The organism is Shigella dysenteriae (assembly GCF_022354085.1).
GTDB classification, from domain to species: domain Bacteria; phylum Pseudomonadota; class Gammaproteobacteria; order Enterobacterales; family Enterobacteriaceae; genus Escherichia; species Escherichia coli.
Genome location: NZ_CP055055.1, coordinates 1,943,355 through 1,956,934, shown reverse-complemented (window position 1 = coordinate 1,956,934; position 13,580 = coordinate 1,943,355). Strand labels below are relative to the sequence as shown.

Annotated in this window: 16 protein-coding genes; 12 read left to right on the top strand and 4 right to left on the bottom strand. The window is 50.1% G+C overall.

The window, feature by feature from the left end; translation table 11 throughout:
• Positions 1–90: 90 nt before the first annotated feature.
• Genes HUZ68_RS09365 through rimJ form a run of 3 tightly spaced genes read right to left on the bottom strand, consistent with a single transcriptional unit; the run spans position 91 to position 2,258 of the window.
• On the bottom strand, positions 91–1,014 hold the full coding sequence (locus HUZ68_RS09365; RefSeq protein WP_000736125.1) for a Gfo/Idh/MocA family protein: 924 nt from the start codon (positions 1,012–1,014) through the stop codon (positions 91–93).
• Between the two features lies 1 nt (position 1,015).
• Complete coding sequence (locus HUZ68_RS09360; protein ID WP_000877099.1) at positions 1,016–1,663, bottom strand: YceH family protein; 648 nt, start codon at positions 1,661–1,663, stop codon at positions 1,016–1,018.
• Between the two features lie 10 nt (positions 1,664–1,673).
• Positions 1,674–2,258, bottom strand: coding sequence for a ribosomal protein S5-alanine N-acetyltransferase (gene rimJ / locus HUZ68_RS09355; protein WP_000468186.1), 585 nt, complete (start codon positions 2,256–2,258; stop codon positions 1,674–1,676).
• Positions 2,259–2,493: 235 nt separating this feature from the next.
• Here rimJ and mdtH point away from each other — a divergent pair, with 235 nt between their 5' ends.
• The 10 genes from mdtH (at position 2,494) to HUZ68_RS09305 (ending at position 9,922) form a co-directional block, all read left to right on the top strand.
• A complete protein-coding gene (gene mdtH / locus HUZ68_RS09350) occupies positions 2,494–3,702 on the top strand; it encodes a multidrug efflux MFS transporter MdtH (RefSeq protein ID WP_000092206.1) in 1,209 nt (402 codons plus the stop codon).
• A gap of 63 nt (positions 3,703–3,765) precedes the next feature.
• The gene (gene grxB, locus HUZ68_RS09345; protein WP_000780912.1) at positions 3,766–4,413 is read left to right on the top strand and encodes a glutaredoxin 2; all 648 of its coding nucleotides are present in this window, start codon (positions 3,766–3,768) and stop codon (positions 4,411–4,413) included.
• Positions 4,414–4,546: 133 nt separating this feature from the next.
• A complete protein-coding gene (locus HUZ68_RS09340; RefSeq protein ID WP_001295443.1) occupies positions 4,547–5,107 on the top strand; it encodes a lipoprotein in 561 nt (186 codons plus the stop codon).
• Positions 5,108–5,212: 105 nt separating this feature from the next.
• Positions 5,213–6,259: a dihydroorotase gene (pyrC, locus tag HUZ68_RS09335; protein WP_000126539.1), complete on the top strand. Its 1,047-nt coding sequence runs from the start codon at positions 5,213–5,215 to the stop codon at positions 6,257–6,259.
• A gap of 73 nt (positions 6,260–6,332) precedes the next feature.
• Positions 6,333–6,578 carry a DNA damage-inducible protein I gene (gene dinI / locus HUZ68_RS09330; RefSeq protein ID WP_001217754.1) on the top strand — a complete coding sequence of 82 codons (246 nt, stop codon included), beginning with the start codon at positions 6,333–6,335 and terminating at the stop codon, positions 6,576–6,578.
• A gap of 289 nt (positions 6,579–6,867) precedes the next feature.
• Positions 6,868–7,122, top strand: coding sequence for a biofilm formation regulator BssS (gene bssS, locus HUZ68_RS09325; protein ID WP_000414438.1), 255 nt, complete (start codon positions 6,868–6,870; stop codon positions 7,120–7,122).
• 114 nt (positions 7,123–7,236) lie between these two features.
• Positions 7,237–8,355 (top strand): N-methyl-L-tryptophan oxidase, encoded by a 1,119-nt coding sequence (gene solA, locus HUZ68_RS09320; RefSeq protein WP_033815743.1) that lies wholly within the window; start codon positions 7,237–7,239, stop codon positions 8,353–8,355.
• 47 nt (positions 8,356–8,402) lie between these two features.
• A complete protein-coding gene (locus tag HUZ68_RS09315) occupies positions 8,403–8,516 on the top strand; it encodes a YceO family protein (RefSeq protein WP_001253418.1) in 114 nt (37 codons plus the stop codon).
• A 260-nt stretch (positions 8,517–8,776) separates the two neighbouring features.
• Positions 8,777–9,343 carry a cytochrome b gene (locus HUZ68_RS09310; protein ID WP_000011108.1) on the top strand — a complete coding sequence of 189 codons (567 nt, stop codon included), beginning with the start codon at positions 8,777–8,779 and terminating at the stop codon, positions 9,341–9,343.
• Positions 9,344–9,346: 3 nt separating this feature from the next.
• Entirely contained in the window at positions 9,347–9,922 is a 576-nt protein-coding gene (locus HUZ68_RS09305; RefSeq protein WP_000749261.1) for a YceI family protein, read from the top strand.
• Positions 9,923–9,963: 41 nt separating this feature from the next.
• Here the strand turns inward: HUZ68_RS09305 and trhO are convergent, their stop codons facing one another.
• Positions 9,964–11,016 (bottom strand): oxygen-dependent tRNA uridine(34) hydroxylase TrhO, encoded by a 1,053-nt coding sequence (gene trhO / locus HUZ68_RS09300; RefSeq protein ID WP_001144616.1) that lies wholly within the window; start codon positions 11,014–11,016, stop codon positions 9,964–9,966.
• Positions 11,017–11,240: 224 nt separating this feature from the next.
• Between trhO and lpxL the strand changes: the two genes are divergently transcribed.
• On the top strand, positions 11,241–12,161 hold the full coding sequence (lpxL, locus tag HUZ68_RS09295; protein ID WP_000183364.1) for a kdo(2)-lipid IV(A) lauroyltransferase: 921 nt from the start codon (positions 11,241–11,243) through the stop codon (positions 12,159–12,161).
• Between the two features lie 171 nt (positions 12,162–12,332).
• Positions 12,333–13,559 carry a multidrug efflux MFS transporter MdtG gene (mdtG, locus tag HUZ68_RS09290; RefSeq protein ID WP_112925468.1) on the top strand — a complete coding sequence of 409 codons (1,227 nt, stop codon included), beginning with the start codon at positions 12,333–12,335 and terminating at the stop codon, positions 13,557–13,559.
• The last annotated feature ends 21 nt before the right edge of the window (positions 13,560–13,580 follow it).

Below are 13,580 nucleotides of genomic sequence, written 5' to 3'. Positions count from 1 at the left end.
CACGGGCAAAACGCCTGCAAGGCAGGCGCTGAAAGAGGCGAATAGTCTACCTGGATTATGGTGAATTGCTACCGCCAGATGTTACAGGGTTTATTCACTCATCGCATCGCGCCAGATCTTGTCAACGATACGTTGCGCCAGCACGGCCTGTTCGCCGGCGGTTTGCGGAACTGTCTGATTTTGCACACATTCAATGAAGTGCCGCGCACAGCCGACAAATCCACGTTGTTCAAGAGTGCTCTGCCAACCAGGAATCGGTTTATGCACTACGCCCTGCCCGCGCTCCTCACGCCATTCGCGCATATCCGTAATGTCGATGAGCGCACCGTCAGTCACGGCCTGCACGGTTTCACGCTGACTTCCGGCACGGCGATGCATACAGGTGGTGATCTGCAAAGGACCGGCCGAAAAATGGTGCTCGGCAAACAGCATTTCGCCAGCGTCGTTAGTCAGTAGCGTACCGCCATCCAGAGAGGCTTTGCCGCCCGACAACCACAGCGCGGTATCCACCACATGCAGATAATCATCCAGCAACGTGAAATAAAGATCGTGTGGCCCGACACTATTGCTACGATGTTTATCCATTCTTAGCGAAGCTGCGGTAGCGAGTTGCGTTTTTAACTCACCGTAGAGTGGTGCGAAACGACGGTTAAAACCGACCATCAACGTCAGTTTTTTACGCGCCGCCAGTTCCACCAGCCGTTCAGCATCGCGCAGATTTTCTGCCAGCGGTTTATCGACACAGACATGTACACCCGCATTGAGTAACGTACTGACCACGTCAAAGTGGCTGGCGGTGCTGGAATGCACAAAAACCGCATCGCAACTGGCGGCAAGGCTGGATAACGAATCGGCATAAGGAATGCGCCAGCTTTCACAAATTGGCAGGGCTTTCGCGCGCGTAGGCGACCAGGCTCCTTGTAACATCCAGTCAGACGCTGCCGCCAGCACCGGTAACCACGCTTTTTGCGCAATGCCGCCTAATCCCACAACGCCGATACGTAATTTTTTCACTTTAATCTCCCAGATGGGCCAGCAACGAATCAAGACGCTGTTTCAGTTCTGCCACTTCGATTTCCAGGGCTTCGACGCGGGCCTGTAAATCACCATCAACCGCGTTCGACATATCCGTTACCGCCGGCTGATCCTCTACCTCACCACTGAAAAGATGCATGTAGCGGCTTTCGCGTTTACCCGGTTCGCGGGCCAGACGCACCACAAAAGGACCATCTTCGCGATTCGCCAGTTGTTCCAGCGTCAACTCCACTTCCGCCATATCGCTGAATTCATACATTCGCGCGGCGCGGCTGCGCAGTTCACCCGGCGTCTGGGCACCACGCAATAACAACGTGGTGATTAACGCCACTTCTGCGGCGCTCAGTTTCAGATCGCCAAATTCTGAATTACAAAAACGTTGCTCATATTTGGTGACTCGATTACCAAAGCCACTCACCGTGCGCAGATAATGACGTTTGACCAGATTATCCAGCTGTTCCTGCACTTCAGATTCACTCAGATTCATGACCGGTTCACGGTTCGTTTTCTGATTACAGGCCGTTACTACACCATTGACTGAGAGCGGATATTGCTCCGGCGTGGTCACCTGCTTTTCCAGCAAGCAGCCAATCACGCGGGCTTCCAGAGCAGTAAGTTGATATTTCATGAGATTCTCCTTAGCGGCCGGGCGTCCAGTCTGGGGTAGTTAATGCCGTCAGTACGTGATCGCGCCATTGTCCATCAATCAACAGATAGTCTTTCGCATAGCCTTCTTTTTCAAAACCCAGTCGCGCCAGTAAATCACCGCTGCGTTTATTGTGCGGCATATAATTAGCCATAATGCGATGAATATGTTGGGTGCGCTGCATATAACGAATGGCTGCGGTCAGGGCTTCAAACATGAGCCCTTTGCCCTGCCATTTTTGCCCAATCGAATAACCGAGATAGCAGGCATGAAAAGAGCCGCGAACAACATTGGAAAAATTGGCAACGCCAATAATCTCTTTTTCGTCCGGGTCGAATAAGCCAAAGTAGAAAGCTGAACCTTGTTTATGAAATTCGTTAATCATCCCCAGCCTGGCCTGCCAGCCTGATGGATAACAGTGGCTTTCGTCGCGCACTGGCTCCCAGGGCTTGAGGAAATGGCGATTCTCTGCGTAATAATCCGCAAGACGCCAGGCATCACGATCATGCACCAGACGCACGACCAGTCGGTCTGTGGTTAAGCGCACTTTTGGCACGTTACTGCGATAGCCAAACATTCTATACCTACTCCTTCCCGTAACGTCTTTAATACGCTGTAAGTATTACTATACCTGCGCAACCAGACCCTGTGAAAAGTCCAAAATGCCATTTTCTGCATTATTCACATATTTGATAAAAACTCTCTATCAAAGCGACGTTTTGATAAAAAAATATTGTCCCCGAAGTGATGGGAAAAGTCTTAGCGGCAATGCAGAATAGAAAGTGCTCATCTTTTATTTCCCGGGAGGGGAAATGTCCCGCGTGTCGCAGGCGAGGAACCTGGGTAAATATTTCCTGCTCATCGATAATATGCTGGTCGTGCTGGGGTTCTTTGTTGTCTTCCCGCTGATCTCTATCCGCTTCGTTGATCAAATGGGCTGGGCCGCCGTCATGGTCGGTATTGCTCTCGGTCTACGCCAGTTTATTCAGCAAGGTCTGGGTATTTTCGGCGGCGCAATTGCCGACCGCTTTGGTGCCAAACCGATGATTGTTACCGGTATGCTGATGCGCGCCGCCGGATTCGCCACAATGGGTATCGCCCACGAACCGTGGCTATTGTGGTTTTCATGCCTGCTCTCGGGACTCGGCGGCACGTTGTTTGATCCGCCGCGTTCGGCGCTGGTGGTGAAACTAATCCGTCCACAACAACGTGGTCGTTTTTTCTCGCTGTTGATGATGCAGGACAGTGCCGGTGCGGTCATTGGCGCATTGTTGGGGAGCTGGCTGTTGCAATACGACTTTCGCCTGGTCTGCGCCACAGGGGCAGTTTTGTTTGTACTGTGTGCAGCGTTCAATGCGTGGTTATTACCGGCATGGAAACTCTCCACCGTACGCACGCCCGTTCGCGAAGGCATGACCCGCGTGATGCGCGACAAGCGTTTTGTCACCTATGTCCTGACGCTGGCGGGTTACTACATGCTGGCTGTTCAAGTGATGCTGATGCTGCCAATTATGGTCAACGACGTGGCGGGCGCGCCCTCTGCCGTTAAATGGATGTATGCCATTGAAGCGTGTCTGTCGTTAACGTTGCTCTACCCTATCGCCCGCTGGAGTGAAAAGCATTTTCGTCTGGAACACCGGTTGATGGCTGGGCTGTTGATAATGTCATTAAGCATGATGCCGGTGGGCATGGTCAGCGGCCTGCAACAACTTTTCACCCTGATTTGTCTGTTTTATATCGGGTCGATCATTGCCGAGCCTGCGCGTGAAACCTTAAGTGCTTCGCTGGCGGACGCAAGAGCTCGCGGCAGCTATATGGGGTTTAGCCGTCTGGGTCTGGCGATTGGTGGCGCTATTGGTTATATCGGTGGCGGCTGGCTGTTTGACCTGGGCAAATCGGCGCACCAACCAGAGCTTCCGTGGATGATGCTGGGCATTATTGGCATCTTCACTTTCCTTGCGCTGGGCTGGCAGTTTAGCCAGAAACGCGCCGCGCGTCGTTTGCTGGAACGCGACGCCTGATTTGATACTCCCCCCTGACTCCTCCATACTGAAAGTGAACTGACAGCCAAATGGAGGAGTCACGTGAAGCTATACATTTACGATCACTGCCCTTACTGCCTCAAAGCCCGCATGATTTTCGGCCTGAAAAATATCCCCGTCGAATTACATGTTCTGCTCAACGACGACGCAGAAACACCCACCCGGATGGTCGGTCAAAAACAGGTTCCCATTCTGCAAAAAGATGACAGCCGCTATATGCCAGAAAGCATGGACATCGTTCACTATGTCGATAAACTCGACGGCAAACCGTTACTGACCGGCAAACGTTCCCCTGCCATTGAAGAGTGGCTGCGCAAGGTCAATGGCTACGCCAACAAACTGCTGTTGCCGCGTTTTGCCAAATCGGCATTTGATGAGTTTTCTACTCCCGCCGCGCGCAAATATTTCGTCGACAAGAAAGAGGCCAGCGCGGGTAATTTTGCCGACCTGCTGGCCCACTCTGACGGTCTGATTAAGAATATCAGCGATGATTTACGTGCGCTGGACAAACTGATCGTCAAACCGAACGCCGTGAATGGCGAACTTTCGGAAGATGATATTCAGCTATTCCCGCTACTGCGTAATCTGACGCTGGTAGCCGGAATTAACTGGCCAAGCCGCGTTGCTGATTACCGCGATAATATGGCGAAACAGACACAAATCAATTTGTTATCATCAATGGCGATTTAATCCTGACCCGCCGCGGCAGCCTGTATTCGCGGGTTGCCGCCGTTTTCAGTTTTTTCTGCTGGCGAGTTTATCGCTGGTGACACATGCTGCGTTGTGTCAGGATATTGACGCAGATTTCATGTCGAGGACTACCATGAACAAGTTTTTATTTGCCGCTGCATTGATCGTCAGTGGCCTGCTCGTTGGCTGTAATCAACTCACCCAATACACCATCACCGAACAAGAAATTAACCAGTCGCTTGCGAAACATAATAATTTCTCAAAAGATATCGGTTTACCCGGCGTGGCTGACGCCCATATTGTTTTGACAAACCTGACCAGCCAAATTGGTCGCGAAGAGCCGAATAAGGTTACCCTAACCGGAGACGCCAATCTGGACATGAACTCCCTGTTCGGTAGTCAGAAAGCGACCATGAAACTGAAGCTGAAAGCGCTGCCCGTGTTTGATAAAGAAAAAGGCGCGATCTTCCTGAAAGAGATGGAGGTGGTCGATGCGACGGTACAACCGGAAAAAATGCAAACGGTGATGCAAACGTTGCTTCCCTATCTGAACCAGGCATTACGCAATTACTTTAACCAGCAACCTGCTTACGTCCTGCGCGAAGATGGCAGCCAGGGCGAAGCAATGGCGAAAAAACTGGCGAAAGGCATTGAAGTGAAGCCAGGCGAAATTGTCATTCCATTTACTGATTAATCACGAGGGCGCATTCGCGCCCTTTATTTTTCGTGCAAAGGAAAACGTTTCCGCTTATCCTTTGTGTCCGGCAAAAACATCCCTTCAGCCGGAGCATAGAGATTAATGACTGCACCATCCCAGGTATTAAAGATCCGCCGCCCAGACGACTGGCACCTTCACCTCCGCGATGGCGACATGTTAAAAACTGTCGTGCCGTATACCAGCGAAATTTATGGACGGGCTATCGTAATGCCCAATCTGGCTCCGCCCGTGACCACCGTTGAGGCTGCCGTGGCGTATCGCCAACGTATTCTTGACGCCGTACCTGCCGGGCACGATTTCACCCCATTGATGACCTGTTATTTAACAGATTCGCTGGATCCTAATGAGCTGGAGCGCGGATTTAACGAAGGCGTGTTCACCGCTGCAAAACTTTACCCGGCAAACGCAACCACTAACTCCAGCCACGGCGTGACGTCAATTGACGCAATCATGCCGGTACTTGAGCGCATGGAAAAAATCGGTATGCCGCTACTGGTGCATGGTGAAGTGACACATGCAGATATCGACATTTTTGATCGTGAAGCGCGCTTTATAGAAAGCGTGATGGAACCGCTGCGCCAGCGCCTGACTGCACTGAAAGTCGTTTTTGAACACATCACCACCAAAGACGCAGCCGACTATGTCCGTGACGGAAATGAACGGCTGGCTGCTACCATCACTCCGCAACATCTGATGTTTAACCGCAACCATATGCTGGTTGGTGGCGTGCGTCCGCACCTGTATTGTCTACCCATCCTCAAACGCAATATTCACCAACAGGCACTGCGTGAACTGGTCGCCAGCGGTTTTAATCGAGTATTCCTCGGTACGGATTCTGCGCCACATACACGTCATCGCAAAGAGAGCAGCTGCGGCTGCGCGGGCTGCTTCAACGCCCCAACCGCGCTGGGCAGTTACGCTACCGTCTTTGAAGAGATGAATGCTCTGCAGCACTTTGAAGCATTCTGTTCTGTAAACGGCCCGCAGTTCTATGGGTTGCCGGTCAACGACACATTCATCGAATTGGTACGTGAAGAGCATCAGGTTGCTGAAAGCATCGCACTGACTGATGACACCCTGGTGCCATTCCTCGCCGGGGAAACGGTACGCTGGTCCGTTAAACAATAAAAATCGTAGCTTCCTGTTGTCATTAGGTTATTTTACCTGTATAAATAACCAGTATATTCAACAGGGGGCTATTATGCGAATTGAAGTCACCATAGCGAAAACTTCTCCATTGCCAGCTGGGGCTATTGACGCCCTGGCTGGCGAACTTTCCCGCCGTATTCAGTATGCGTTTCCTGATAATGAAGGCCACGTATCGGTACGTTATGCCGCAGCGAATAATTTATCGGTTATTGGCGCGACAAAAGAAGATAAACAGCGCATTAGCGAAATTCTCCAGGAAACGTGGGAAAGCGCCGATGACTGGTTTGTCAGCGAATAATATGCAGTGATTTTTGTTTTTGCCGGGTCGCCCCGGCTTTTTTATTTTACTTACGAATTTTGAGTACAAAATTTCTACACTTCCTCAAAATAATTGCACAATATGCTAAAAAAATATGAATGACATGCTGTTTTATTGTTCATATAAATCTTAAAAGCAGAAATTTATCTGTTTCCCCCTTTAAAAATTCGGTGAATACCCTTACTTATTGGTATACTGAAGTTGCTTCAGATAAAAACGCATTGAACCTCGAATAACGTTGTCTAGTAACACGAATTAGGGGGCCATGATGGAAAAAAATAATGAAGTCATTCAGACTCATCCGCTCGTAGGGTGGGACATCAGCACCGTTGATAGCTATGATGCGCTGATGTTGCGTTTGCACTACCAGACCCCAAATAAGTCCGAGCAGGAAGGGACTGAAGTTGGTCAGACGCTCTGGTTAACCACTGATGTTGCCAGACAATTTATTTCGATATTAGAAGCAGGAATCGCCAAAATTGAATCCGGTGATTTCCAGGTAAACGAGTATCGGCGTCATTAACATGACATGACCATCCACCCAAAAGGCACCTCACCGGTGCCTTTACCATTTCTGGGTTGTATATCTGCATTCAGTTAATTACTCTGCTTAAACCATGAGAGCAGAGAGAAAAAAATGAAATACGATCTCATCATTATTGGCAGCGGTTCCGTAGGCGCTGCCGCCGGGTATTATGCAACCCGCGCCGGTTTAAACGTGCTAATGACCGACGCCCATATGCCACCACATCAACACGGCAGCCACCACGGCGATACGCGATTAATTCGCCATGCTTATGGTGAAGGCGAAAAGTATGTCCCGCTGGTCCTCCGCGCACAAACGCTGTGGGATGACCTCTCCCGCCACAACGAAGATGATCCCATTTTTGTACGCTCTGGTGTCATTAACCTTGGCCCGGCTGACTCCGCATTTCTCGCCAACGTCGCCCACAGCGCCGAACAGTGGCAACTCAACGTTGAAAAGCTCGATGCGCAAGGGATTATGGCCCGCTGGCCAGAAATACGCGTCCCGGACAACTACATCGGCTTATTTGAGACTGATTCCGGCTTTTTACGCAGCGAACTGGCGATTAAAACCTGGATCCAACTGGCGAAGGAAGCGGGCTGTGCGCAACTGTTCAACTGCTCGGTCACCGCAATTCGTCATGACGATGATGGCGTAACTATTGAAACGGCTGACGGTGAGTATCAGGCGAAAAAAGCGATTGTCTGCGCGGGAACATGGGTAAAAGACCTGCTCCCGGAGCTGCCTGTCCAGCCCGTACGTAAAGTATTTGCCTGGTATCAGGCCGATGGCCGCTATAGCGTGAAGAATAAATTCCCGGCGTTTACCGGTGAACTGCCCAATGGCGATCAATATTATGGTTTTCCGGCAGAAAACGACGCGTTGAAGATTGGCAAACATAACGGAGGCCAGGTTATCCATTCAGCGGATGAACGTGTTCCGTTTGCGGAAGTGGCCAGTGATGGGTCAGAAGCCTTCCCGTTCTTGCGCAATGTATTGCCGGGTATCGGTTGCTGCCTGTACGGCGCTGCCTGCACCTATGATAATTCGCCTGACGAAGATTTTATTATCGATACCCTACCCGGCCACGATAATACACTGCTCATTACCGGCCTGAGTGGGCACGGTTTTAAATTTGCGTCAGTTTTAGGGGAAATAGCTGCCGATTTTGCGCAAGACAAAAAAAGCGATTTTGATTTGACGCCATTCAGGCTTTCCCGCTTCCAATAATCATCATTACGGCCTCCAGAATGAGGCCGTTTTTACAGGAGTATTTAATGCGTCGGCTGTTGCACTATCTCATCAATAATATTCGCGAGCATCTGATGCTTTATCTTTTTCTCTGGGGATTGTTGGCAATTATGGATCTGATCTATGTGTTTTATTTTTAGTTTTCCGCACTGACATAAACTGACAAATATTTAATCTCCCTTTCATTTAGCGTGAAAAATTGAATGAGATTATTCCTGCTTCTACAGCACTCACCAGACATCTCTGATGCTGAACCCACTAAACTTATGAAGATTCTTTCATTATTAATTCAAAATTATTGAAATAAAAATAAATATCATTCAATTTGTTATTTTTGTGTTGCAATTCATTCTCCGACACGCCATTTTCTTTCTCTCGCAAATTCGTTTTGGATGCACTTATGTCATTCACAAATACCCCTGAACGCTATGGTGTTATATCTGCGGCCTTCCATTGGCTAAGCGCAATTATTGTCTACGGCATGTTTGCTTTAGGTCTGTGGATGGTCACGCTCAGTTATTACGATGGCTGGTATCACAAAGCACCCGAACTGCATAAAAGCATCGGTATTTTATTAATGATGGGGCTGGTTATTCGCGTTCTGTGGCGTGTCATATCTCCACCGCCGGGTCCGCTGCCGAGTTATTCGCCCATGACTCGTCTTGCCGCAAAAGCTGGACATCTCGCATTGTACCTATTGCTGTTCGCCATCGGCATCAGCGGCTATCTGATCTCAACTGCCGATGGTAAACCGATCAGCGTTTTTGGCTGGTTTGACGTCCCCGCGACCCTTGCCGACGCTGGCGCACAGGCAGACTTTGCCGGTGCCCTGCATTTTTGGCTCGCGTGGAGCGTCGTAGTACTGTCCGTTATGCACGGATTTATGGCCCTGAAGCATCATTTCATCGATAAAGACGACACTCTGAAGCGCATGCTGGGAAAGTCGTCATCTGACTATGGAGTATAAAAAATGAAAAAAAGCCTGCTTGGTTTAACCTTCGCGTCCCTGATGTTCTCTGCCGGTTCAGCGGTTGCCGCCGATTACAAAATTGACAAAGAAGGTCAGCACGCCTTTGTTAACTTCCGCATCCAGCATCTTGGCTATAGCTGGTTATATGGCACCTTTAAAGATTTCGACGGTACTTTTACCTTTGATGAAAAAAATCCAGCTGCCGATAAAGTGAATGTGACAATTAACACCACCAGCGTCGATACTAACCACGCCGAACGCGATAAACATCTTCGCAGTGCGGATTTCCTCAATACCGCAAAATATCCACAGGCAACATTCACCTCCACCAGCGTGAAGAAAGACGGTGACGAACTGGATATTACCGGCGATCTGACGCTGAATGGTGTAACCAAACCCGTCACGCTGGAAGCGAAATTAATTGGTCAGGGCGACGACCCGTGGGGTGGTAAACGTGCAGGCTTTGAGGCCGAAGGCAAAATTAAGCTCAAAGACTTCAATATCAAGACAGATTTAGGTCCAGCTTCTCAGGAAGTGGATCTGATTATTTCAGTGGAAGGCGTACAGCAGAAGTAAGAGTGAAATGTTGCCGGATGGCACGCATCCGGCAATGATATTTATTCTGTTGGATCAGGAATGCCCAGTGTTGTATTCAGACGTCCACGAGACTTATTAAATATCTTATTGCCATTTTCACGTCCTGCCCGACGGCGTCGCTGTTCTTCTGGCGGTAACGCGCTTTCTTCGCAGCAAATTTCACTACAACAACCTTTGTATTTTTCCGCACATACTGGACACTGAATAAACAGCAGGTGGCAGCCATCATTTTTACAGTTGGTATGGCTGTCGCACGGCGCACCGCACTGGTGGCAATGCGCGATAATCTCATCAGATATACGTTCGCCCATCCGCTCGTCAAAAACAAAATTTTTGCCAATAAAACGCACCGGCAAGCCCTGCTCGCGCGCCTTACGGGCGTATTCAATAATTCCGCCCTCGATATGCCAGACTTTGTTGAATCCGTTATGTTTCATCCAGGCACTGGCCTTTTCACAACGAATGCCGCCGGTGCAGTACATAACGATTTTTTTATCTTTATGTGCCTGCATCATCTCGACTGCTTTTGGCAGCTGCTCACGGAAAGTATCTGCCGGAATTTCCAGCGCGTTTTCAAAGTGCCCCACTTCATACTCATAGTGGTTACGCATGTCGATAAATAGTGCATCGGGATCGTCAAGCATGGCGTTCACTTCCGCCGCTTGCAGATACTCACCAACATTGCTGGCATCAAAGTGAGGATCGTCAATACCGTCGGCAACAATGCGATCGCGTACCTTCATGCGCAGTACCCAGAAGGATTTCCCGTCATCATCCAACGCGATATTCAGGCGTAAACCCTCTAAAGCCGGGTCGAAGGCATAGAGCTGCGCGCGAAATGTTTCAACATTGCTCGCTGGTACGCTGATTTGCGCGTTAATGCCCTCATGCGCCAGATACACTCGCCCAAAAACATTCAGCGCGGTAAACAGCTGATATAAAGCGTCACGGGTCGCCTTAGGATCGGCGATGTGGAAATACTTGTAAAACGAAATGGTGGTTCGCGGTTCGCTCTCAGCCAACATTTTGGCTTTTAACGCGTCGTTGGAAATGCGGTTGTGTAACACTGGCATGGTGTACGGTTCCTGCGAGATGGGAAAGTAAAAATCCGCGGCATGATATAGCAATTATCGATAATTAACATCCACACATTTTACGCTACATTTGCGCATTAAAAATTATTTGTTATTTACAAGCGCGGCAATTTCGCCCAGTCTTCAGTCACAAATTTTGGTTGCGGACGAAAAAATGCGACAATACATACAATTGCCCGTATAGGTTGAAAAACAGGATTGATATGACGAATCTACCCAAGTTCTCCACCGCACTGCTTCATCCGCGTTATTGGTTAACCTGGTTGGGTATTGGCGTACTTTGGTTGGTCGTGCAATTGCCCTACCCGGTTATCTACCGCCTCGGTTGTGGATTAGGAAAACTGGCGTTACGTTTTATGAAACGACGCGCAAAAATTGTGCATCGCAACCTGGAACTGTGCTTCCCGGAAATGAGCGAACAAGAACGCCGTAAAATGGTGGTGAAGAATTTCGAATCCGTTGGCATGGGCCTGATGGAAACCGGCATGGCGTGGTTCTGGCCGGACCGCCGAATCGCCCGCTGGACGGAAGTGATCGGCATGGAACACATTCGTGACGTGCAGGCGCAAAAACGCGGCATCCTGTTAGTTGGCATCCATTTTCTGACACTGGAGCTGGGCGCGCGGCAGTTTGGTATGCAGGAACCGGGGATTGGCGTTTACCGCCCGAACGATAATCCACTGATTGACTGGCTACAAACCTGGGGCCGTTTGCGCTCAAATAAATCGATGCTCGACCGCAAAGATTTAAAAGGCATGATTAAAGCCCTGAAAAAAGGCGAAGTGGTCTGGTACGCACCGGATCATGATTACGGCCCGCGCTCAAGCGTTTTCGTCCCGTTGTTTGCCGTTGAGCAGGCTGCGACCACGACCGGAACCTGGATGCTGGCACGGATGTCCGGCGCATGTCTGGTGCCCTTCGTTCCACGCCGTAAGCCAGATGGCAAAGGGTATCAGTTGATTATGCTGCCGCCAGAGTGTTCTCCGCCGCTGGATGATGCCGAAACTACCGCCGCGTGGATGAACAAAGTTGTCGAAAAATGCATCATGATGGCACCAGAGCAGTATATGTGGTTACACCGCCGCTTTAAAACACGCCCGGAAGGCGTTCCTTCACGCTATTAAATCTCTCATGCCGGATGCTTCAGAATGGCATCCGGCATTACCACAGCAAATCCCCCTGATTTAGCGATAAAAGCTCTCTGGATTGCGCCCCCTGGAAGTCGGGCGCATAATTAGTGTGCTTATCTTTTCTTCTTATGTTCACCGCGCCTGGCGCACCAACAGCGGATTGCTATGTCACCCTGTGAAAATGACACCCCTATAAACTGGAAACGAAACCTGATCGTCGCCTGGCTAGGCTGTTTTCTTACCGGGGCCGCCTTCAGTCTGGTAATGCCCTTCTTACCCCTCTACGTTGAGCAGCTTGGCGTTACCGGCCACTCTGCCCTGAATATGTGGTCCGGTATTGTCTTCAGCATTACATTTTTATTTTCGGCCATCGCCTCACCGTTTTGGGGTGGACTCGCCGACCGTAAAGGCCGAAAACTCATGCTATTACGCTCTGCCCTCGGCATGGGCATCGTGATGGTGTTGATGGGACTGGCACAAAATATCTGGCAGTTTTTGATCCTGCGGGCGCTTCTTGGGTTACTTGGCGGATTTGTCCCCAACGCTAATGCTCTTATCGCCACACAAGTACCGCGTAATAAAAGCGGCTGGGCGCTGGGTACGCTCTCCACAGGCGGCGTTAGCGGCGCGTTGCTCGGCCCAATGGCTGGCGGTTTGCTCGCCGATAGCTACGGCTTACGTCCGGTATTCTTTATTACCGCCAGTGTGCTCATACTCTGCTTTTTCGTCACCCTGTTCTGCATCAGAGAAAAATTCCAGCCGGTCAGCAAAAAAGAGATGCTGCACATGCGGGAAGTGGTGACATCACTTAAAAACCCGAAACTGGTACTCAGCCTGTTTGTCACTACGTTAATCATCCAGGTGGCGACGGGCTCAATTGCCCCCATTCTGACGCTGTATGTCCGCGAACTGGCGGGTAACGTCAGTAACGTCGCCTTTATCAGTGGCATGATCGCCTCGGTGCCAGGCGTGGCGGCTCTGCTGAGTGCACCACGACTCGGCAAACTTGGCGATCGAATCGGCCCCGAAAAGATCCTGATTACGGCGCTGATCTTCTCTGTACTGCTGTTGATCCCAATGTCATACGTTCAGACGCCATTACAACTTGGGATTTTACGTTTTTTGCTCGGTGCCGCCGATGGTGCACTACTCCCCGCCGTACAGACACTGTTGGTTTACAACTCGAGCAACCAAATCGCCGGACGTATCTTCAGCTATAACCAATCGTTTCGTGATATTGGCAACGTTACCGGACCATTGATGGGAGCAGCGATTTCAGCGAACTACGGTTTCAGATCGGTATTTCTCGTCACCGCTGGCGTAGTGTTATTCAACGCAGTCTATTCATGGAACAGTCTACGTCGTCGTCGAATACCCCAGGTATCGAACTGATTTTTCGCCTTTCATACTTGC